The sequence below is a fragment of the Bariatricus sp. SGI.019 genome, from assembly GCF_050315235.1.
Lineage (GTDB): Bacteria > Bacillota > Clostridia > Lachnospirales > Lachnospiraceae > JAFBIX01.
Genome location: NZ_JBNPOQ010000014.1, coordinates 36690 through 58060, shown reverse-complemented (window position 1 = coordinate 58060; position 21371 = coordinate 36690). Strand labels below are relative to the sequence as shown.

Here is a 21371-nt window from a genome sequence, read left to right as displayed (position 1 = left end):
AAACTAAGATGATATATACGGTCACATTTAATCCATCGCTGGATTATATAGTCTCAGTAGATGATTTTCAATTGGGTCTTACAAATCGCACAAGTTCAGAATTGATGTTGCCGGGAGGTAAGGGAATCAATGTATCGACGGTACTGGGGAATCTTGGAATTGAAAGTACAGCATTGGGATTTGTCGCAGGATTTATCGGACAGGAGATTATCCGCCGTATGGGGGAGATGGGAATACGATCAGACTTTATTGTGCTTGAGAACGGAGTATCAAGAATTAATGTAAAGTTAAAATCTATTGACGGAACAGAAATCAATGGTGCGGGACCAGAGATTAGTGAAGAAGCTGTGGATTGTTTGATGAAAAAGTTAGATATTCTCGGAAGAGGAGACATCTTAGTTCTTGCAGGAAGTATTCCAAAGTCCATGCCGGATGATATCTATAGAAGAATCATGAAAAGACTGGATGGACGCGAAGTTATGATTGTTGTAGATGCAACCAAAGACCTGTTGATGAATGTGCTGGAGTTTCATCCGTTTCTGGTGAAACCTAATCATCACGAATTGGGAGAAATCTTTCAGACAGAACTTAAGACAAGGGAGTCGGTGATTCCTTATGCGAGAAAGTTACAGGCAATGGGTGCTGCTAACGTGTTGGTATCTATGGCCGGAGAAGGAGCAGTTCTGATTGCAGCAGATGGAAAGATATATGATGCTCCTGCACCAAAAGGTACACTGGTCAATGCTGTGGGAGCAGGAGATTCCATGGTGGCAGGCTTCCTTGCAGGATGGATAGAACAGAAAAGTTACGAATATGCATTTCGTATGGGACTTGCAGCAGGAAGCGCAAGCGCATTTTCAGAAATGTTAGCGACAAAAGAAGAAATAAAAAAGTTACTTGGGGACGGGGGAAAATGAAAAAACCCCCGTCCCAAATTAATTTACCGTATCCCTATTTTAATTCTTCAGCCAGTGCTTCTAACTGTGCACGGCTGTCGTCATTGAGTACTGATAAGATTTTTACGGTTGTGTCGGTGAATGTAAGGTTCTTACTGCCTTCCAGCATCTGTGCCATCTTCTTTGCGGCAGTCGGCGCCCAGGAGCCGTTCTCAATCAGCCCAACGGTACGGTTCTGGTAGTTCCGTTCTGTCAGGTGATTGATGAATTCGCGCATGAATGGGAAGATGTCGTTGTTATAGGTCGTAGTAGCAAGTACCAGTTTGCCATAGCGGAAAGCGTCTTCTACAGCTTCTGCCATGTCTTCGCGAGCGAGGTCACAGACAACGACCTTCGGGCATCCTTTTTCTTTCAGCATGTCTGCTAATTCTTCAACTGCTTTCTTTGTATTTCCATAGACAGAAGTGTAGGCAATCATAACGCCTTCGGACTCTACAGAATAAGAGGACCATATATTATAGAGGTTCAGATAATATTCCAGATTCTCGGTCAGGATAGGTCCATGAAGAGCACAGATGGTCTGAATATCAAGTTTTGCTGCTTTTTTCAGAAGGGCCTGAACCTGTGTGCCGTATTTTCCGACGATTCCGATGTAATAGCGGCGAGCTTCACATGCCCAGTCTTCTTCAACATCCAGTGCTCCGAATTTTCCAAAGGCATCGGCGGAGAATAATACTTTGTCAAAGCTGTCATATGTTACCATAACTTCTGGCCAGTGAACCATTGGTGCAGTGATAAATGTTAATTCATGCTTTCCAAGAGAAAGAGTATCCCCTTCCTTTACGACCATTTGATGGTCTTTAAAATCATTGCCAAAGAACTGCTTCATCATGGCAAATGACTTGGCAGTGGCAACGATAACAGTATCTTTATATATTTCCATGAATTTTGCAATATTCGCAGAGTGGTCAGGTTCCATGTGCTGAATGATCAGATAGTCAGGCGACTTTTCTCCAATCACTGCTCTTAAGTTGTTCAGCCATTCTTCGGTAAAACGGGCATCAACTGTGTCGAATACGGCTATCTTTTCATCGACAATAACATAAGAATTATAGGCCATTCCATTTTCGACAACGTACTGGCCTTCAAAAAGGTCAATATCATGGTCATTGACGCCTATATATTTGATATCGTTCGTAATATCCATTGTAATTCGCTCCTTTTCTTAATCGTTATGGAACATTATAGCATATGTCATAATAAGTGGGTGTATTTTTTTTCATTCAAGAAAAGATTATGTGGATAATCTGCTCACATATGCACAGAATATAATATATCTTTTCATTATGATACAAGAGGAGTGAGGGGAAATGGAGTCAATCTGGTCAGCAAGTGTAGAATTGCCACATTTTAAAAGTATGGAAGGAGATATCCAGACGGATGTACTGATCATTGGTGGTGGTATGGCAGGAATTCTCTGCGCTTATTTTTTACAGGAAAACAGAGTCCCGTATGTTCTGGTCGAGGGGAAGACCATCTGCTCGGGGATTACGAAAGATACGACAGCCAAGATTACGGCACAGCATGGTCTGATCTATCATCGTTTGCTTAAGAGTGCAGGATACGAAAAGGCAAAGATGTATTTGGATGCAAATCAGTCGGCAGTGCAGCAGTTCGTGAAACTGTGTCATGGGATGAACTGTGATCTTGAACGAAAGATGGCATATGTTTATTCGATAAATGACAGAAAGAAGCTGGAGAAAGAGGCAGATGCCCTTTGCAGGCTTGGAGTGGATACGGATATTTCGGAGAAGACAAAGCTTCCTTTCTATCATGTGGGAGCCGTCGGTCTTGTAGGTCAGGCACAGTTCCATCCTTTGAAATTTGTTGCTGCAATTGCAAAAGATCTTAACATTTTTGAACATTCTTTTGTGACAGAATTAAAGGAACATGAGGCTGTAACGGCAAATGGAAAGATTACATTCCATAAAGTAATCTTTACGACGCATTTTCCTATTGACAATAAGCATGGAATGTATTATCTGAAGATGTACCAGCATCGCTCTTACGTGATCGCGCTGGAAAATGGGCCTCAGATAGACGGCATGTATGTGGATGAGGCAATGTGTGGAATGTCGTTTCGTAATTATAAGAATTATCTGTTGATTGGAGGTGGAGATCATAGAACTGGCAAAATGGGCGGCAACTGGGAGGAACTTCGAAAGTTTGCCGGACAGTTTTATCATGACCGGGAAGAACAATTCTGCTGGGCAACCCAGGACTGTATGACATTAGACGAGGTGCCATATATTGGGCGGTATTCCAAAAACTGTGCGGAATATTATGTAGCCACGGGATTTAATAAATGGGGAATGACTTCTTCCATGGTAGCAGCTAATCTACTGACAGATCAGATATTGAATAAAAAGAATCCGTATGCAGCAGTCTTTGACCCGTCCAGGAGCATGCTCAAGCCACAGCTTCTGGTTAATGGATGCATTGCGGTCGGAAATCTGTTAAGAATATCCGAAAAACGTTGTTCACATCTGGGTTGTGCACTGAAATGGAATGCGGTAGAACATAGCTGGGATTGCACATGTCATGGTTCCCGCTTCGACGAAGATGGGAAGGTTCTTGATAATCCGGCCAATGGAAGTCTGAAGGAGGTGACGGGAAAACAAAATTAATATAATGCTTTACAAATACTTCTCAATGGTGATATGCTGAATAGCATGATATTAGCAGATAAACATTAAAATGGGAAGTAATGAATTATGAGAAGTAAAGATAAGAAAGAAATATCATTTGTAGAGGGCCCGGTGTTCGGGTCTTTGATTCGTTTTGCACTGCCTGTGCTTGGAGCATTGATCTTGCAGGCGGCATATGGAGCAGTGGATCTGCTGGTGGTCGGCAGATTCGGAGATGCAACGAGTATCTCAGCAGTAGGAACCGGAAGTGCATTTATGCAGATGGTGACATTTATTATCACCAGTCTTGCCATGGGCTCAACGGTAATTATCGGACAGCATATTGGAGAGAAGAAACCGAAAGCGGCCGGCGATGCTGTTGGAACAACCATTATATTATTTACTGTATTAGGAATTGTGTTGACGGTTTTACTGGAGGCATTTGCAGGAAATATTGCCGGGCTACTTCAGGTTCCTGCGGAATCTTTTGATAAGACGGTTCTCTATATTCGTGTCTATTCAGCTGGAATTGTAATCATTATTGCGTATAATGTTATTAGTGGTGTTCTAAGGGGAATCGGCAATGCGAATCTTCCGTTTCTCTTTGTTGGAGTTGCCTGTGTCGTAAATATTATCGGAGATTTGGTGTGCGTTGGGGCTTTACATATGGATGTAGTCGGTGCTGCACTTGCGACAGTGACTGCACAGCTGGTATCAGTAATCATATCTTTGATCGTGCTTCGCAGACAAGACATGCCAATCTCTTTTTCCCGTCAGCAGTGCAGGGTATATCCAAGAGAGTTAAGAAGAATCCTGAATGTCGGCGTTCCAATCGCTTTACAAGAGACGATGGTACAGATCTCTTTTCTGGTGATTAATTCTATCATTAATAATATGGGCTTAATGCAGTCGGCTGGATATGGTGTGGCACAAAAGCTGATTTCTTTCATTATGTTGGTGCCGTCTTCTGTGATGCAGAGTGTCTCGGCTTTTGTGGCACAGAACATTGGAGCGGGACAAAAAGCAAGAGCGAAAAAAGGAGTGCGCACGGCTATGGTTACTGGCTGTACATTGGGAATATTCATTTTCCTGGCCGAATTCTTCGGAGGGACTGTAATGTCTGCGTTATTCACCAATGATATGCAGGTCATCCTGCAGAGCGCGGATTATCTGAAAGGATTCTCGGTAGACTGTCTTTTGACCTGTATTTTATTCAGCAGTATCGGATATTTTAATGGATGCGGTAAGAGCATACCGGTTATGATACAAGGAATTACAGCTGCATTTTGTGTCCGTATTCCAATCTCTATATTTATGGCAAGCCTTCCGAACACATCTCTGATGATGGTCGGTCTTGCAGCGCCAATATCAACAGTATATGGAATCATCTTCTTTATCATTTGCTTTGCATTGGAGAGAAAAAAGGAACATAACAGAATAAGATAAGAAAGGAACGAGAAATAAGATGTTAGGGACAATTGTGAATACAGGGACAATTCTTGTAGGGAGTGTTGCAGGAAGCGTATTGAAAAAGGGAATTGGAGAAAAATATGAAAATGCAATGTTTCAGGCCTGTGGACTTGCGGCTTTTGGAATTGGAATTAATGCAGTAGTATCCAATATGCCAAAAAGTGAATACCCGGTACTCTTTATCGTAAGCCTTGTATTAGGAAGTCTGATCGGAGCCAAATTGAACCTGGATGAACGGTTCAATCGCTTTGTGGACAGTCATTCCAAAGGGAATCTTGCGCAAGGACTCACAACGGGTATCCTGTTGTACTGTATCGGTTCATTGTCGATTGTAGGTCCGGTAATGAGTGCTCTCTATGGAGATAATACATATCTGTTTACCAACGCATCATTAGACATGGTGACAAGTACAGTGCTGGCATCTACCTATGGCATTGGGATGGCACTTGCAGCAGGGGTTCTGTTCTGTTGGCAAGGCAGTATCTTTCTGCTCACGAAATATCTGTCGGCAAGTTTTTTCTCTGATGAGATGGTAGCAGAATTATGTATAGTCGGTGGTTTCTTAATTATGTGTACCGGCTGCAGTATCCTGAATATTAAAAAGTTTAAGACGTTGGACATGCTGCCGGCATTATTTGTACCGATTCTCTTTTTTGTATGCAAAGAGATTATAGGATTCTAAGACTTAGCAGACTGATGCAAAATACCCCGAAAACGGTAAATCGATAGAACATATCCTTTGTAATACGTTTTTGGAATAATCCAAGGAATACCAGTAAGATTAATACCGGATAGAGAATACTTAAGATCGGGGAAGCAAGTTCCAGAATCCGGCTGATTCCAAAGTTTGAGATGATACAGCTTGTGCCTGCAAATAAAAATACAAATGTACGATAGCTGATGTGGCCTTTTGTCTGCTTCTCAAAAAAGGAAGCGGCAGATGATAACAGACCGATCGCAGGTGTCATACAGGCAATACAGACCAGTATTCCCAGAAGAATCATTCCTTTTTTTCCTAAGAGGGACTTAGTGATTGCGATTAATAGTACAACCCGGTCAGTATCTGAAGGGTAGATACTGGATACGGTTGCTCCCAGATATGCCAGACCTCCATATACAACGAAAAGAATAACGGCAGCAATGACTCCGGACCGGGCAATCATATCAAATTGTTGTTTGGTGTCAGTGTAATGTTTTTGTTGCAGTGTAAGTAAAATAGAGGCAGAGAATATCATGGCAGCCATCACATCCATCGTCTGATAACCAGCATTAACACCGACCGCTACTGCGCTCTGCGTAGAGGCAGAAGCATCTATAGAACCAAGGGGTGACAGAATTCCTTTTACAATAAGTATCAGCAGTGCCAAAAGAATCAAAGGTGCAAAGACAGTTCCAATAATATCAATGACTTTAGACTGTTTCAGGCAGAATAAAACGACGATTGCAAAAAAGAGAATAGAAAAATATTTCCCGTCAAAGGACGGAAAGAATGGTGCTATCGAGAATTCATATGCAGTCGCGGCAGTACGTGGAATGGCAATCAATGGACCCAGGCAGAGTGCATTCAGTGTCAGAATCAGGCAAGAAGGGATCCTGCCCAGTCGTTCTGTAATTCCAGAAGCTCCTTTCCCTAATTTGGCAACAACGAGCAGTGTTAGAATACTTAATCCCATGTCCATGAACATAAAACATAAAAAACTTAAAAACCACTTTTGGCCTGTGATCAGTCCAAGATAAGGTGGAAAAATAAGATTCCCAGCGCCAAAGAACATGGCAAATATTGCAAATCCAATCACGAAGGTGTCTTTATATTGTCTTTGATTCATCATAATTTCCTCAGTATCTTTCCTTTAATATGATATTATTTTAACGTGAATAAAAGTGCCCGGCAAATTGATGAAAGTGTCTTGACAGGAAACTTTTTTCGTGTTTATGTATTAAAGAGAGACTTTTTCTGTAAATCATTAGTAAAAAAGTGATTTCAAATAAATTTGGGATATATTTCATAAAAAAAGTGATTTGTAAGAAACGGAGAGGTTATGAGTATTGACAAACGAGTGGGGAAAAATATTAAGAAATATCGTCTGGCATATAAGATGACTCTGGAAGAGCTGGCAAAGCAGATTCATAAGAGCAAATCTACAATCTCAAAATATGAAAAGGGTCTGATATCGCTGGATATGGCCACTTTGGAGGAAATTTCACAAGTGTTGAAGGTTGCTCCGTCACAGCTTCTGGCAGCAGAGGAAGATGAGTTTCATGCTGAAGAGCTGGAAGGAGAATTTTTTGATCGGCAGTATATGTATTCTTACGATGGAAGAAGTAAGAGAATCTTGAGAAGTATCATAGAGCGATACATATTGTCTGATTCGGGGCAGATGAGAATTCAGTTGTTTTATGATGTGAAGGATGTGCAGAATCCAGGAGACTGTAAAGCTTTGTATGCAGGGATGAGCAGAAAATATGAATTTATAGAGAATTATACACTTCAGAATCAGAATAATCCTACAGAACAGGTGCTAATCTGCTGCATTAACAGCCTAAGCCTTACAAACCGTAAGCTTGGAATGCTTACAGGTCTATCGTATAAGACGATGCTTCCGGTGGCAATCAAGGTAATGATTGCATCCTCTGTACTTAAGGAAGACAATGAGTTGATTGAAGGATTAAAATTAACCAAAGAAGATATAAAGATTTCCAAAAAATATAATTTATTTACGATTGATCAGTTCATGGAATAACGATTCAGGAGGAAAGAGATGGAATTGTATGAAGGACGCCCGTTGAATACAGATGGACGCAAAGAAAAAGAAATCAAAGTTTATGATGTGTTGGATGCTGCAGGAATTTCCTATGTCCGCGTAGATCATCCTCCAGTTGCTACGATTGAGGCATGTATGGGAGTAGATGAGGCACTTGGGATCGAGATCTGCAAGAATCTGTTCCTGTGCAACCGCCAGAAGACCGCATTCTATCTGCTGGTAATGCCGGGAAAGAAGTCACTGCAGACAAAGGAATTATCGAAGCAGATTCCTACATCCAGATTGTCCTTCGCATCGGCAGAAGATATGGAAAAATATCTAAATGTCACACCCGGTTCGGCAACCATTATGGGATTGATCTTCGACCCGGAGAACCGTGTACAGCTGCTGGTAGATGAAGAAGTGCTGCAAGATGAAGAATTCGCATGCCATCCTTGTGTGAACACATCCAGTATAAAAATGAAGACAACAGATGTATTCGGAAAATATCTGGAATTGGTACATCATGATTATATAAAAGTTGCGCTGACAGATGGGAATATACATTAATCATTAGTCGACTTCTGCCCCTTCCTGTGATATAATAATCAGGTTATTACAGATGATTATTTATTGCAGAAAGGGGCTTTTTCTATGGATGTGATATCTGAGAATAAACCCAAAAAACATATATGCGTAGGTATTCTTGCTCATGTAGATGCGGGAAAGACCACTCTTTCAGAAGGCCTTTTGTATCTCGGCGGAAAGATCAGAGAATTAGGGCGTGTGGATCATAAGAATGCCTATCTGGATACTTATGAACTGGAACGGAATCGGGGAATCACCATCTTCTCGAAACAGGCAGTCCTGGAACTTGGAAAGACACAGGTGACGCTTTTGGACACTCCGGGGCATGTGGATTTCTCGGCAGAGATGGAACGAACATTGCAGGTATTGGATTATGCAATCCTTGTGATTAGTGGAATGGACGGCGTGCAGGGACATACCCGTACTGTGTGGAATCTTCTGCGGCGTTACCAGATTCCGACCTTCCTTTTTGTAAATAAGATGGATCAGGATGGAACGGATCGGGAACAGCTGCTGGATGAATTAAAACATAGTCTGGATGAAGGCTGCATTGCCTTTGATGATGAGAAAGAGATACTATATGACAATCTGGCAACCTGTGAAGAGGAGGCTCTGGACGAATATCTGCAGACCGGAGAACTCTGTGAAGAGACGATTGCCCGATTGATCGTGCAGAGAAAAGTCTATCCATGTTATTTTGGCTCAGCGTTAAAATTGCAGGGAGTTCAAGAGTTCCTGGATGGAATGGAACGATATACGTTGCCTTATGCAGCGAAGGATTCTGCGCATTCTAAGGAATTTGGAGCAAAAGTGTTTAAGATATCCCGTGATTCGCAGGGGAATCGTCTGACGTACCTGAAGATTACCAGCGGAATCTTGAAGGTCAAATCCATGTTGTCCAATCATATGTCAAATCATGTAGAGGATGAAGAACGCTGGGAAGAAAAAGTGAATCAGATCCGTATCTATTCAGGAGAAAAGTATGAATTGATACAAGAAGCAGAAGCCGGACGTATCTGCGCGGTGACTGGTCTGAGTCATACCTATCCGGGAGAAGGTCTTGGCATAGAGAAGGAATCTCAGGCTCCGATGCTGGAACCGGTGCTGAATTATCGGATTCTGCTGCCGGAAGGCTGTGATGTACATACCATGTTACGGAATCTTCGGCAGCTTGAGGAAGAAGATCCGATGCTTCGGATCGTATGGAATGAAGAATTAGGAGAGATCTATGCCCGGCTTATGGGAGAAATGCAGATTGAGATCTTGCAGAGCCTGATTCAGGAGCGCTTCCATGTGCTGGTATCCTTTGACACGGGAAATATTGTATATAAGGAAACAATTCGGAATAAGGTAGAAGGTGTGGGACACTTTGAGCCGCTTCGCCATTATGCGGAAGTTCATCTGATCATGGAACCGGGGAAAAAGGGCAGCGGTCTGGTTCTGGATACGAATTGTAGTGAAGATATGCTGGACAAGAACTGGCAGCGTCTGATCATGACCCATCTGGCAGAGAAGGAGCATCGCGGAGTGCTGACAGGTGCTGTGATTACGGATATGAAGATTACTCTGGCAGCAGGACGAGCCCATCAGAAGCATACAGAGGGCGGAGATTTCCGTCAGGCAACCTATCGTGCCGTGCGTCAGGGACTGATGCAGGCAGAGAGCGTTCTTCTGGAGCCGTATTATGAGTTTTGTCTGGAAGTTCCGTCTGAGATGGTGGGACGTGCTATGACGGATATCCAGAAGATGTCCGGCGAATTTCAGCCGCCTCAGACGCATGGTGAGATGGCGATTCTGACTGGAAGTGCGCCGGTAGCAACGATGCGGGATTACCAGAGAGAAGTCAACAGTTATTCCAGAGGCCGCGGAAAGCTGATCTGTACGTTCAGAGGGTATGAACCTTGCCATAATGCAGAAGAGGTGATTGAGATTAGTGGATACGAACCGGACAGAGATCTGGATAACCCGACCGGTTCCGTATTCTGTTCTCATGGCGCAGGATTCGTAGTTCCTTGGAATCAGGTTCCCGAATATATGCATATTGAAAGCCAGCTGGAAAAGGAAGAGAAGCTGTTGCAGCCGAAGACTGTGAGCCATACAGGGAATCGCTCAGACAAGGGAAGAAGCCGCCAGGCGCTTTTAAGTCGTCAGGAAGAGAAAGAATTAGAAGAGATATTTATCCGAACCTATGGAAAAGTAGAGCGCAGGTTAAGCCCTGCGTCCAGAACGGTAAGTGCTGAAAAAGAGAGACATACGAAGAAGAAAGAAGAGATTCAGGAGTATCTTCTGGTAGATGGTTATAATGTTATATTTGCATGGGATGATCTTAAGGAACTGGCAAAGGAGAATATCGAAGCAGCGAGAAATAAGCTGATGGATGTTCTGTGCAATTATCAGGGCTTTAAGAAATGTGTAGTCATACTGGTCTTTGATGCTTATAAGGTGGATGGCTATGCGCTGGAGATCCAGAAGTATCACAATATCCACGTGGTATACACCAAGGAAGCAGAGACGGCGGATCAGTATATTGAGAAGGTCGTTCATCAGATTGGAAAGAAATATCACGTAACGGTTGTTACGTCAGACGGTGTAGAACAGGTCGTTACTCTGGGACAGGGAGGAACACTGATCTCATCCAGGGAATTCCGGGAAGAAGTAGAGATTGTCAGACGTCAGATCCGGGAGGAGTATGAAAGCCGTCGCGAAAGTAATAAGAATTATCTCTTCGACCATATGGATGCCAAGATGGCCGAAGAGATGGAAGATATAAGATTAGGAAGAAAAGAAAGAATAGGAGAAGATTAGTTATGCATCCGACATTCCTGTTTTGATTGGAGGGTCATTAAGAATGGGTGCATGTTGACCGGTAATACATGAATAATACCAGTGTAAGTACCAGACACATTCCTTCTGCAAGTGTTGCTGCCATCCAGATACCATTTCCCCCAAGAAGTCTTGTCAGGATCCGGAGACTTATGGCAACAAAGATGAATCCTCTTCCCAGAGAGATGGCCATGGCAGACTTGGGGTATTCGATTGAAGTAAAGAATCCGCCAATAATCACGTTAAACCCACAGAGCAGAAAGGAGTAAGAAAATGTATAAAAGATTCTTACAGAATCGGCCCGAAGTTGTGCTAATTCCGGTGAGATGAACAAGTTTACAAGTGGACTTGCAATCGCCCGGGATATCAGAAAAGCTGCAATGGAAAACACCGTCCCAAAGCAAAGAGCATATTTTAAAAGACGATGATAATTCTGTGGCATCTTCCTGCCATAATGATAGCTGACCAGAGGTTGAATTCCCTGAGCGATACCTGCCATCGACATGACCACAATGGTACTGACGTAGGTGACAATGGTATAGCTTACAATGGATTCTTCGCCTAGATATGCGAGAATCGACTGGTTGAACAGGAAGATGACAATTCCTGCTGAGAATTCTGTGATTCCAGAAGACAGACCGATCTTTATGGTACGCCACATAAGAGACAGAGATGGCGTGAACCTCACCAGTTTCATATGGGTCTTGGTACTGCAAAAGTGAGTCAGATACAGTAATACAACACACAGTTGTGAGAGACCTGTCGCAAATGCTGCGCCCCAGACTCCTTTGTGAAAAGCGATGACAAACAGATAATCCAGAATACAGTTGAGAATCGTTCCGGTAGTGACGATAATCGTTGCTTTCATAGGATAACCATCGGTCTTAATCAATACCTCCAGCGAATAAGAACAGATAAAAAAGACGCTGAAGCATGCAATCGTTTTCAGGTATGTCTGGACGTAATCCATGGTGAGTTCCGTTGCTCCCAGGAATAACGCAATCTCTTCGGATTTCCACAGGACGATCCATGTAATCAACAGAGACACAATAATGGCGGTTAGAATATTATGGGTAAATACTTCCCTTGCTCTTGCATCTTCTTTTTCTCCTAACAGCATGGCAATGATGGTAGAGGAACCTACGGAAAATAATAATGCCACGGAGAAAAGGAAGGTAACGAATGGCATGGCAATATTGACACCGGACAAAGCCAGTTCAGATACTCCTCTGGCAACGAACATGCCATCTATCATCGTGTAAAGTGCATATACCCATTGGGCAACTAGCGATGGAATGATAAAACGAAAGAAATCATGAAGTAATGATTTTCCTTCTAACTTCATAGTAAAACCTCCTTGTTGTATTCTATACTAAACCTTGGTATAATACTAAGGTCAAGTGAAAATGAAAGAAAAAAGGATTTATATGAAGAAATATTTTAAAATCGGAGAGATATCACAGCTATACCATATCGGGGCAGATTCTCTGAGATATTATGAAAAACTGGGAATACTAAAGCCAAAGCGTGGAGAGAATCAGTATCGTCTCTACCATCTGGATGATATCTGGCGGTTGAATGTTATTCGTGAATTGAGAGAACTTGGTTTTTCCATGGAACAGATTGGGGATTACCTGAAGCATCATACGGTTAGTTCTACGAAAGAACTGTTGATGGAAGAGCTTCATATGATCGAAGAGAAGCAGGAGAAGTTGAGGCAACTACAGAAGAATGTAGAAGAACGTATTGAAACTCTTTCAGAATGTGAAGAAAAAGTGCTTGGAGTCGTGCAGTTACAGCAATTGCCAGATCGAAGCTGTTATTATATCGAGAAAGGATATGAGCGGGATGAAGAGATGGATGTGCTGATCAAGCAGCTTCTGAATAAGAATCCCGATAAATCCTATATCATAGGAAGCAATCATATCGGTTCTGTAATCTTGGCAGAAAGTGCAAGGAACCAAAGATGCCGGGAATATGAAGGTGTGTTTATCATAGATACGGAGGGCGATATGGTCATACCGGGCGGAGAATACCTTACCATCAGTTACCGGGGCAATTGCAACCAGAATTATCAGTGTCTCCCCAGGTTGCTTGCTTATGCGAAAGAACATGGGTATCGGATGGTCGGTGATGTGTATGAGATCCTCTGGGTGGATATCCATGTATCTGGAAGAGAAGAAGAACACATTACAGAGTTACAGATTCGGGTTGAGGAGAAGGCACGATTCGATACATGATCTCTGCCAATTCTTCTGGTGATTCTTTAAAACCATTCGAGGACCAGGTAATATAAAGGTTATACAATGCACCGGCAAAAGCCTGAAGACAGTAATAGAGTTCGATGCTGTCTCCTGGGTGATACCAGGTCTCCAGGACATACTGACTGATTGCATTCAGGAGCATATGGCTTAGACCGCTTTTGAAGAGACTGTCAATAAATTCCTGATGTGCTTCAAAGTAAGAAAAACAGTGCAGAAGATTTTCTGAAGAATAGAAATGTTTGTCCAGTGACAGAGATTTTGCTTCCTGCTTGTAATTCATCAAAGCATCTTCCAGATAGGAAGCAAATATATCTTCTTTGGACTGATAATTACGGTAATAAGTCATTCGGGAGACGCCGGCCTTTTCTGTCAGTTCGCAGACCGATATAGCGGATAAAGGTTTTTCCTTTAATAATTGGATCAGTGCGGTAACAATGCATTCCTTTGCAAGGATATTAGATTGATTTTTCCGTTCTTTATTCATGAACAAAACCCCCTGATTTGTAACAGTTATTAGTAATTATCTTGAATTAAAAATTCTGAGATGTTACAATTTGTCACATCTAATTATAAATAGAATGGGAATTTATTTCAAGTTGTAAAAGAATATTTGAAACAGGAGGATATAAGTGGATGAAAACGGCAGTCGTAACAGACAGTAACAGTGGAATTACACAGGAAGAAGCAAAAAAGGAAGGGATATTCATTCTCCCTATGCCAGTCATTGTTGATGGAGTAACGAGATATGAGGGGCAGGATCTTACTCAGGAGATGTTCTATGGAAGCCTCACGAGCGGAATCGATGTCACAACATCCCAGCCTTCTCCGGGGGATGTGATGGATCTGTGGGACAAGGTGTTGGCCGGGGGATATGAAGAACTGGTATATATTCCGATGTCCAGCGGACTGAGTAATTCCTGTGAAACTGCGATTCTCTTGTCCGATGATTATGATGGTAAAGTTCAGGTCGTAGATAATCACAGAATCTCTGTTACGCAGAGAGAAGCTGTTATGGAAGCCGTGAGGCTTGTTGCTGCAGGAACATCTGCGAAGGCAGTCAAAGAAGATCTGGAAGCAAGAGCTTATGATTCTAGTATTTATATTACAGTGGATACATTGGAATATCTGAAAAAAGGCGGCAGAGTCACTCCGGCAGGTGCAGCTATAGGAGCAGTGCTCAATATCAAACCAGTCCTTACTATACAGGGAGAACGTCTGGATGCATTTGCAAAAGTTCGTGGGATGCGTAAAGGAAAGGATAAGATGATCGAAGCTCTAAAGAAAGATATAGAAGAAAGATTTTCAGAGATGGACAGAAGTCGAATAAGGATTGGCACAGCAGGAGCGGGATTGACGGCCGCAGAAGCAGAGGAATGGTGCAGCGAAGTGGGAAAGGCTTTCCCATGGGCAGAAGTTTATTATAATCCTTTGTCTATGTGTATTGCAACGCATACCGGACCGGGGGCTATAGGGATCGGATTTAGTATTGTTAAGTAAAGGGACAAAATGATATGTTGTATACAATTCCAGATTATTATCATATGTTTACCTGTACAGCAGATCAATGTGAAGACACCTGTTGTGCAGGATGGCAGATCGTAGTTGATAAGAGATCTTTGCACCGCTATAAGAAAGTAAAGGGGAATTACCGAAGAAAGCTGTTTCGGTCCATAGACTGGAGAAAGGAGACATTTCGACAGTCAGAAGAGAAAAGATGTGCATTTCTGAATAAAGATAATCTGTGTGATATGTATTGCAATCTGGGAAAGGACAGTCTATGTAAAACTTGCCGCCTATATCCCCGCCATGTAGAAGAATTTGAAGGCGTCCGGGAGATTACTTTATCGGTGTCTTGCCCAGAAGTGGCAAGGATTCTCTTGTCAAAGGAAGAACCGGTGACCTTTTTAAATTTTGAAAAAGATGGAGAAGAAGAGTACGATGATTATGATCCGTTTCTCTATTCAAAGCTGGTAGAAGGCCGGGAGATTATGGTGAAGATTCTCCAGAACCGTGAGATCAGTCTGGAATTAAGGGCTGGTCTTGTACTCGGGATTGCCCATGATATGCAGGTGCGAATCAAAAAGGGCGATATATTTTCCTGTGATGAAGTATTTGTAAAATATCAGACAGAATCGGCACGGGAATTCGTCCGCATGAAGATGGAAGAGGGCAGCAATCATAGAGAACAGAGATACACATGGGCAAAGAACATGTTCGAGCATCTGTATTCCCTGGAATTGCTTCGGGAAGAATGGCTGATACAGTTAAAGGAAACGGAGCATGCTCTGTATACGGCAGGTTCCCTTAGATATGAAGCATTACATCAGGAATTCCGAAACTGGATGGAGGAAAATATGCCACAGTGGAAGATACAGAGGGAACAGTTACTGGTATATTTTATCTTTACATATTTTTGTGGTGCTGTCTATGATGGACAGGCTTATAATAAGGTACAGATGTCAGTCACCAGTGTGTTTTTAATTCGGGAAATTCTGTTGTCTCGTTGGATTAAAAATGAGAAGCAATTGGATTTCGAGGATGTAGTGAATGTTGTCTATCGATATTCGAGAGAAATAGAACATTCGGATCAGAATCTGGAATTGATGGAGAAAGGAAATAGAACCTATGGATACAGTACAGAAATTATTTACTTTCATTGAGAAGAGTCCCAGCCCATTTCATGCGATTGAAAATATGAAGCAAGAATTAGAGGGGCAGGGTTATATTCAGCTTTTGGAAGGAAGTGCCTGGAAACTGGAAGAAGGCGGCAACTATTATGTGATTCGTAATAGTTCCGCAATCATTGCATTTCGGATTCCTAAGAGAGATTTTCTTGGTTTTCAGATTATGGCAAGCCACAGCGACTCCCCAAGTTTTCGTATTAAGGAGTATCCAGAGATGGAAGTGGAGAACCATTATGTGAAGTTAAATGTGGAAAAATATGGGGGGATGCTCTGCGCTCCCTGGCTGGATCGTCCGCTGTCAGTTGCAGGGCGGCTGGTTATCAGGGAGGGGAATCGTCTTGTTACGAAGCTGGTCAATGTGGACCGTGACTTATGCATGATTCCGAATCTTGCGATCCACATGAATCGAGAAGCCAATGAAGGCTATAAGTACAATGCCCAGAAGGACATGCTTCCGCTGTATGGTTGTGAATCAGCCAAAGGGACCTTCATGGCGCGGGTCGCAGAGGCGGCAGGTGTGGAGGAAGAAGACATTGTTGGAAATGATCTGTTCTTATATAACCGTATGAAAGGAAGTGTCTGGGGAGCATCCGAAGAATATATTTCGATTGGACGTCTGGATGATCTGCAGTGTGCATTTGCATCTTTGCAGGCATTTCTGCAGGCAGCAGATGGCGAAAGTATTCCAGTTCATTGCGTGTTTGATAATGAAGAGGTTGGAAGTAGCACGAAGCAGGGAGCCGGATCGACATTTTTATTCGATACACTTCTTAGGATTAATGAAAGCCTTGGGAGGACATCCAGTCAATACCGACAGGCTCTGGCGTCCAGTTTTATGTTGTCTGCTGACAATGCTCATGGCGTGCACCCGAATCAGCCGGATAAGGCCTGCCCGACGAACCGGCCTTATCCGAATGGTGGAGTTGTGATAAAGTTCAGCGCCAATCAGAAGTATACGACCGATGGAATGGCAGCAGCAATCTTCACACAGCTCTGTGAGAGGGCGAAAGTTCCATATCAGACCTATGTGAACCGATCGGATATCCTTGGAGGCTCTACACTCGGAAACATATCGGGAACCCAGGTAGCTGTCAATACGATAGATATTGGATTAGCACAGCTCGCAATGCATTCTCCTTATGAGACCGGCGGAGCGAAAGATACGGATTATCTGATCAGGGTTGCTAAGGAATTCTATCAGTCATCAGTTGTGGAAACCGGTTCGGGAGAATACATGATTAGATAAGATTTATTTAAGGAAGAGATAGATTACCTGGTCTGTCTTTTCCTTTTTATTTTGCTCAGTAAAAATGTTAAGTTTCACCGCGTTGAAGCAAGAGATATAGAGATGATAAAATGATTGTATCAATACATCTAAAGACAAATCAGGAGGAAAGTGTATGAAGAGAAAGTGTATGAGGAAACTAGGGAAACTGTCACTTGTGCTGGTTCTGGTGCTGGGAATGGCATTTAGTGCGGCAGGGTGTGGGAATTCTGGAGGTTCTGCTGAGCAAAAAGAAGAAAAGAAAACAGAAGAAAAAAAGGAATCTTCTGAAAAAAAGTCAAAAGAGAAGGATCTGACCATTGATGAAACGGTTCTTGTCGACTGGGAAGGACTTAAGGTTACGGCTACATCTATTGAAAATGATGAATATAGCAAAGAACCGGCGATCAAATTGTTGATAGAGAACGACACAGAGTATGGAATCAGCATCGCGGTATCGAAGTTATTTGTAAATGGATGCTATATGCCAGATGCTTATTTCGGAGTGAATCTGTGTGATGTGCCGGCAGGCAAGAAGGCAAACGAAACATTACCGTTAAACCCATCTAGTGATGAATTTTTGAAAAAAGCAGGGATTGATACGGTAGGAAGCGTTGATGTAGAGTTTACAGTCAGAGATTCCAGTAAAGATTATTATGATGATAGTTCCGTATTGTATACATCAGATGTAGCGAACATCCAGACATCTGCATATGACAATATGGACACGGATGCAATCGCAGAAGGAACAGAATTATATAATCAGAATGGTGTCCGTATTGTAGCAAAGGAATTATCTGCATTTTCAAGCATGGATTATGGATTATATCTATATGTAGAGAATACAACAGATATGGACATTATATTACAAAGTTATGACGTGTCTGTCGACGGATTTGTCCCGGAAGAAGGCGGAGATATGAATTCCTTTGAGATACCGGCAGGGACCTATTCCGTCGATGCTCTGGTCATCTGGTATGATGAGACGGTTCCGGATGAAAGCGCAGTGGAAGATGTGAAAGAAATGCAACTTGGATTGAAAATATTCGATGCGGCAAACTGGTTCTATGGTTATGACGATGAAGGATTAATCGCAGATACAGGAATGCTGACCTATACACCATAAAGACACAAGAATACAGGAGAAGATTGGAGGATCTCGTATGAAAAGAAGATGGACAGCAATGCTCATGGTCCTGGCCCTTGTACTGGGGCTGGCCGGATGTGGTGGAAATAGTTCTTCAGGAACAAAGTCATCAGGGAGTAAAGAAAAGAAGAACAGCGGTACAAAGTATGAATGTGATCAGGTTGTCTATGACCAGGAAGATGTCAAGATGACGGTTACCGGATATCAGATTACAGACACAAGTTCACACGCAATACTTATTGAAGTGGAAAATAATACGGATTCAATGATTGCGGTAGATAAAACCAGCTTGAATATCAACGGATATATGATTGATGAATATAGCGAGTTTATGGGAAGTGAGAATATTTCATCGATACTGGAAATGCAGAAAGAGACGGGAGATGACTTTGACAAATTTGTAGAAAATTATTTTCACACTATAGATACAGGAAAGACGGAAACCGTTGAATTGAGCGTATATTTGAACGATTCATTGGAAAAGTATCTGGGGGATGTACAGCAGATAGATATTTCCATGTCAGCTATGAAATTTACCGATCCAGAGGATGAGGAAACGCTCGGTGCAGAAGATCTGCCATGGGGAGAAGTAGTAACGGTTCAGACGGATGCATATGATGGGGAACTCAAGCTCCCAGAGATAGAAGGAGATGAGATATTTAATCAGGATGGTATCCGAATCGTTGTTCTTGGAAAAGAACTTGATGAGGACAAAGAGCTGACGATCGATGTATTTGTTGAAAATAGTTCCGATAAAGCAGTCTTCGTATCGGATGAGGATCTTTCGGTGAATGATTTCATGATGGATGCATTTCTGAATGTTCCGTACATCATGGAGGCAGGGGTGAAAGTTATCGGAGAGTTATCTAGTTTTGATGAAGTAGATGCTGAAACGATGGATGATATCGAGAGCCTGGAATTCTCCATTGAGGTCATGGATGCAGATACATATACATCCATAGGTACGGCTTCCTACACAATGGAATAGTGAGAGAAGAATTACAGCTTCATCATTCCGGACATAATGCATCCACCTCTGGCGCCGCAGGATAGTACTTCGGATAACTGCTGCGCATCTGGATGTATTCCGCCAATAGCATAGACAGGTATGTCCACACTCTGGCATACCTGTCTTAAAAAATCTGTTCCTCGCGGGGGCAGATTTTTTTTACAGTCTGTGGCATAGATATGACCGGCTGTCAGATAAGCAGCGCCAAGTACCTGGGCTTTCTTAGCATCTTCGACGGAATGGACGGAGGTGCCGATGACAGAAAAGTGCTTAAGAATGGCAGGATGCTCCTGTCGGTAATCCTGAAGCAGATGAAGCGGCAGATGGATGGATGTGCAGTGCAGTTCATGTGCAATTTCCAGAAAGCTATGGAGAATGCAGGGAACATGGTTGGCGTTACAGATATCCATTATCTCACGCGCCAGTACACGGTATTCTTCTTCCGGAAGATCCTTTTCCCTTAAGATTACTGCTTTCGGATGTAAGCGGCAGATCCGCGCAATCTGTTCCGGCAATGGCCGGGAGCAGATCGTGCGGTTGCTGACTGCGATGATATTCTGATATATATTTTCTCCTTTATACATATACATAATCATTCATGACTGGCTGGAGATCATGCTCCAGAAGGGCGTTGTATACTTCATCAACGGATCTTCCGTCAGAGATCTCGAACTGGTCGTCTCCTTTTTCTTCAATCTCATCGACATGGCTGCCGATTCCGGTGCTGACACCGGCAGATATCTTGGTGGCCGCAATATTTACCAGATTGTCACGGACACGGGCACATTCACGGGTGGATACAGTGATGCTTGCAAATGGCATGAAGAGCCGGTAAGCACATACCACCTGAAGAAGCTGAGGTTCGTGAACATCTTTTGGATTGATGCGGTCATTATTAATGATCGGACGAAGCCTTGGACAGGAGAATGCAATCTCTGCATGAGGGTATTTGCGCTGCAGAAGATAGGCATGATATCCGGTGGCAAATGCATCCTTGCGGAAGTCATCCAGACCAAGAAGAGCAGCGAATCCGACTCCTCGCATGCCACCCTTTAAGGCACGTTCCTGTGCATTCAGACGATAAGGGAAGATCCGCTTATGTCCGGCAAGATGAAGCGTCTCGTACTTGTCTGAATTATAGGTTTCCTGGAATACGGTCACATAATCGGCACCGCATTCGTGAAGGTATGCATATTCATCGGAGTTCATCGGATACACTTCGAGGCCGATGACCTTGAAGTATTTTCTTGCGATTTTGCAGGCTTCTCCAATGTATTTTACATCAGACATTTTACGACTTTCACCGGTCAAAATCAAGATTTCCTGAAGACCTGTCCTGGCAATGGCAGCCATCTCCAGTTCAATCTCTCGGTCATTTAATTTGGCGCGGTTGATCTTATTGTGACAGTTAAATCCACAGTAGATGCAGTAGTTTTCACAATAGTTGGCAATATAAAGGGGCGTAAACATATTGACACTGTTGCCAAAATGCTTTCTTGTCTCCTTCCGTGCAGCCTGTGCGATCTCTTCCAGAAGTGGAAGTGCAGCAGGAGAAAGAAGAGCTTTAAAATCTTCCGGTGTCCGATTATCTCTGGCAAGAGCCTGTCTTACGTCGGCTTCTGTATATTGGTCATAATCATATTGATTCATCTCAGAGATGACTCGGTCCATAACATCTGATTCTAATACTTCCATATCAGGAAGATAGGTCATATGATCGATCCGGTTTTTCTTCTGGTCTTCCAGTATCTCTTCACTTAAGATACTTTCATTTACGTGTTCATCCTTCATCTGTACA

At 42.8% G+C, this 21371-nt stretch carries 19 protein-coding genes; 13 read left to right on the top strand and 6 right to left on the bottom strand.

Features of this window, described 5'->3' with window-relative positions; translation table 11 throughout:
* The first annotated feature begins 8 nt into the window (after positions 1-8).
* Positions 9-917: a 1-phosphofructokinase gene (gene pfkB / locus ACQRD1_RS10300; protein WP_235232729.1), complete on the top strand. Its 909-nt coding sequence runs from the start codon at positions 9-11 to the stop codon at positions 915-917.
* Between the two features lie 34 nt (positions 918-951).
* Here pfkB and ACQRD1_RS10295 read toward each other — a convergent pair whose 3' ends face one another.
* Positions 952-2103: an FprA family A-type flavoprotein gene (locus tag ACQRD1_RS10295; RefSeq protein WP_427787480.1), complete on the bottom strand. Its 1152-nt coding sequence runs from the start codon at positions 2101-2103 to the stop codon at positions 952-954.
* A 163-nt stretch (positions 2104-2266) separates the two neighbouring features.
* Here ACQRD1_RS10295 and ACQRD1_RS10290 point away from each other — a divergent pair, with 163 nt between their 5' ends.
* From ACQRD1_RS10290 to ACQRD1_RS10280, 3 genes are all read left to right on the top strand, one after another.
* Positions 2267-3583, top strand: coding sequence for an FAD-dependent oxidoreductase (locus tag ACQRD1_RS10290; protein WP_427787478.1), 1317 nt, complete (start codon positions 2267-2269; stop codon positions 3581-3583).
* A gap of 87 nt (positions 3584-3670) precedes the next feature.
* Positions 3671-5029, top strand: coding sequence for an MATE family efflux transporter (locus ACQRD1_RS10285; protein WP_427787476.1), 1359 nt, complete (start codon positions 3671-3673; stop codon positions 5027-5029).
* Positions 5030-5048: 19 nt separating this feature from the next.
* The gene (locus ACQRD1_RS10280; RefSeq protein ID WP_347376620.1) at positions 5049-5735 is read left to right on the top strand and encodes a DUF554 domain-containing protein; all 687 of its coding nucleotides are present in this window, start codon (positions 5049-5051) and stop codon (positions 5733-5735) included.
* Here ACQRD1_RS10280 and brnQ read toward each other — a convergent pair.
* The gene (gene brnQ / locus ACQRD1_RS10275) at positions 5722-6882 is read right to left on the bottom strand and encodes a branched-chain amino acid transport system II carrier protein (RefSeq protein WP_347376621.1); all 1161 of its coding nucleotides are present in this window, start codon (positions 6880-6882) and stop codon (positions 5722-5724) included. The two genes, ACQRD1_RS10280 and brnQ, sit on opposite strands and share 14 nt — an antisense overlap.
* A gap of 210 nt (positions 6883-7092) precedes the next feature.
* On the opposite strand from brnQ, the gene ACQRD1_RS10270 reads away from it, so the two are divergent.
* From ACQRD1_RS10270 to ACQRD1_RS10260, 3 genes are all read left to right on the top strand, one after another.
* Positions 7093-7794, top strand: a complete 702-nt coding sequence (locus ACQRD1_RS10270; RefSeq protein ID WP_427787474.1) for a helix-turn-helix domain-containing protein — start codon at positions 7093-7095, stop codon at positions 7792-7794.
* 18 nt (positions 7795-7812) lie between these two features.
* The gene (locus ACQRD1_RS10265; protein ID WP_347376623.1) at positions 7813-8364 is read left to right on the top strand and encodes a prolyl-tRNA synthetase associated domain-containing protein; all 552 of its coding nucleotides are present in this window, start codon (positions 7813-7815) and stop codon (positions 8362-8364) included.
* Positions 8365-8448: 84 nt separating this feature from the next.
* Positions 8449-11187 carry an NYN domain-containing protein gene (locus tag ACQRD1_RS10260; RefSeq protein ID WP_427787472.1) on the top strand — a complete coding sequence of 913 codons (2739 nt, stop codon included), beginning with the start codon at positions 8449-8451 and terminating at the stop codon, positions 11185-11187.
* A 37-nt stretch (positions 11188-11224) separates the two neighbouring features.
* On the opposite strand, the gene ACQRD1_RS10255 is transcribed toward ACQRD1_RS10260, so the two are convergent.
* A complete protein-coding gene (locus ACQRD1_RS10255; RefSeq protein ID WP_427787470.1) occupies positions 11225-12550 on the bottom strand; it encodes an MATE family efflux transporter in 1326 nt (441 codons plus the stop codon).
* 82 nt (positions 12551-12632) lie between these two features.
* Here ACQRD1_RS10255 and ACQRD1_RS10250 point away from each other — a divergent pair, with 82 nt between their 5' ends.
* Complete coding sequence (locus ACQRD1_RS10250; RefSeq protein WP_347376626.1) at positions 12633-13445, top strand: MerR family transcriptional regulator; 813 nt, start codon at positions 12633-12635, stop codon at positions 13443-13445.
* Here the strand turns inward: ACQRD1_RS10250 and ACQRD1_RS10245 are convergent.
* Positions 13396-13953, bottom strand: coding sequence for a TetR/AcrR family transcriptional regulator (locus ACQRD1_RS10245; RefSeq protein WP_235232718.1), 558 nt, complete (start codon positions 13951-13953; stop codon positions 13396-13398). The two genes, ACQRD1_RS10250 and ACQRD1_RS10245, sit on opposite strands and share 50 nt — an antisense overlap.
* A gap of 149 nt (positions 13954-14102) precedes the next feature.
* Here ACQRD1_RS10245 and ACQRD1_RS10240 point away from each other — a divergent pair, with 149 nt between their 5' ends.
* From ACQRD1_RS10240 to ACQRD1_RS10220, 5 genes are all read left to right on the top strand, one after another.
* Positions 14103-14966, top strand: coding sequence for a DegV family protein (locus ACQRD1_RS10240; RefSeq protein WP_235232717.1), 864 nt, complete (start codon positions 14103-14105; stop codon positions 14964-14966).
* Between the two features lie 14 nt (positions 14967-14980).
* Entirely contained in the window at positions 14981-16129 is a 1149-nt protein-coding gene (gene fliB, locus ACQRD1_RS10235; RefSeq protein WP_235232716.1) for a flagellin lysine-N-methylase, read from the top strand.
* Positions 16095-17399, top strand: a complete 1305-nt coding sequence (locus ACQRD1_RS10230) for a M18 family aminopeptidase (RefSeq protein WP_427787467.1) — start codon at positions 16095-16097, stop codon at positions 17397-17399. The genes fliB and ACQRD1_RS10230 overlap by 35 nt, the downstream gene beginning before the upstream one ends.
* Before the next feature lie 154 nt (positions 17400-17553).
* Positions 17554-18543 (top strand): hypothetical protein, encoded by a 990-nt coding sequence (locus ACQRD1_RS10225; protein ID WP_427787465.1) that lies wholly within the window; start codon positions 17554-17556, stop codon positions 18541-18543.
* A 37-nt stretch (positions 18544-18580) separates the two neighbouring features.
* Complete coding sequence (locus ACQRD1_RS10220) at positions 18581-19552, top strand: hypothetical protein (RefSeq protein WP_427787464.1); 972 nt, start codon at positions 18581-18583, stop codon at positions 19550-19552.
* Between the two features lie 11 nt (positions 19553-19563).
* Here ACQRD1_RS10220 and ACQRD1_RS10215 read toward each other — a convergent pair whose 3' ends face one another.
* Both ACQRD1_RS10215 and thiH read right to left on the bottom strand, forming a co-directional pair.
* Positions 19564-20157, bottom strand: coding sequence for a thiamine phosphate synthase (locus ACQRD1_RS10215; RefSeq protein WP_235232714.1), 594 nt, complete (start codon positions 20155-20157; stop codon positions 19564-19566).
* Positions 20150-21364: a 2-iminoacetate synthase ThiH gene (thiH, locus tag ACQRD1_RS10210; protein ID WP_347376627.1), complete on the bottom strand. Its 1215-nt coding sequence runs from the start codon at positions 21362-21364 to the stop codon at positions 20150-20152. Before thiH ends, ACQRD1_RS10215 begins: the two co-directional genes overlap by 8 nt.
* Positions 21365-21371 lie beyond the last annotated feature (7 nt).

Bases quoted from the DNA above. Each gene is read 5' to 3' on its own strand.
- pfkB (WP_235232729.1), top strand. From the start codon at position 9: ATGATATATACGGTCACATTTAATCCATCGCTGGATTATATAGTCTCA.
- ACQRD1_RS10295 (WP_427787480.1), bottom strand. From the start codon at position 2,103: ATGGATATTACGAACGATATCAAATATATAGGCGTCAATGACCATGAT.
- ACQRD1_RS10290 (WP_427787478.1), top strand. From the start codon at position 2,267: ATGGAGTCAATCTGGTCAGCAAGTGTAGAATTGCCACATTTTAAAAGT.
- ACQRD1_RS10285 (WP_427787476.1), top strand. From the start codon at position 3,671: ATGAGAAGTAAAGATAAGAAAGAAATATCATTTGTAGAGGGCCCGGTG.
- ACQRD1_RS10280 (WP_347376620.1), top strand. From the start codon at position 5,049: ATGTTAGGGACAATTGTGAATACAGGGACAATTCTTGTAGGGAGTGTT.
- brnQ (WP_347376621.1), bottom strand. From the start codon at position 6,882: ATGATGAATCAAAGACAATATAAAGACACCTTCGTGATTGGATTTGCA.
- ACQRD1_RS10270 (WP_427787474.1), top strand. From the start codon at position 7,093: ATGAGTATTGACAAACGAGTGGGGAAAAATATTAAGAAATATCGTCTG.
- ACQRD1_RS10265 (WP_347376623.1), top strand. From the start codon at position 7,813: ATGGAATTGTATGAAGGACGCCCGTTGAATACAGATGGACGCAAAGAA.
- ACQRD1_RS10260 (WP_427787472.1), top strand. From the start codon at position 8,449: ATGGATGTGATATCTGAGAATAAACCCAAAAAACATATATGCGTAGGT.
- ACQRD1_RS10255 (WP_427787470.1), bottom strand. From the start codon at position 12,550: ATGAAGTTAGAAGGAAAATCATTACTTCATGATTTCTTTCGTTTTATC.
- ACQRD1_RS10250 (WP_347376626.1), top strand. From the start codon at position 12,633: ATGAAGAAATATTTTAAAATCGGAGAGATATCACAGCTATACCATATC.
- ACQRD1_RS10245 (WP_235232718.1), bottom strand. From the start codon at position 13,953: ATGAATAAAGAACGGAAAAATCAATCTAATATCCTTGCAAAGGAATGC.
- ACQRD1_RS10240 (WP_235232717.1), top strand. From the start codon at position 14,103: ATGAAAACGGCAGTCGTAACAGACAGTAACAGTGGAATTACACAGGAA.
- fliB (WP_235232716.1), top strand. From the start codon at position 14,981: ATGTTGTATACAATTCCAGATTATTATCATATGTTTACCTGTACAGCA.
- ACQRD1_RS10230 (WP_427787467.1), top strand. From the start codon at position 16,095: ATGGATACAGTACAGAAATTATTTACTTTCATTGAGAAGAGTCCCAGC.
- ACQRD1_RS10225 (WP_427787465.1), top strand. From the start codon at position 17,554: ATGAAGAGAAAGTGTATGAGGAAACTAGGGAAACTGTCACTTGTGCTG.
- ACQRD1_RS10220 (WP_427787464.1), top strand. From the start codon at position 18,581: ATGAAAAGAAGATGGACAGCAATGCTCATGGTCCTGGCCCTTGTACTG.
- ACQRD1_RS10215 (WP_235232714.1), bottom strand. From the start codon at position 20,157: ATGTATAAAGGAGAAAATATATATCAGAATATCATCGCAGTCAGCAAC.
- thiH (WP_347376627.1), bottom strand. From the start codon at position 21,364: ATGAAGGATGAACACGTAAATGAAAGTATCTTAAGTGAAGAGATACTG.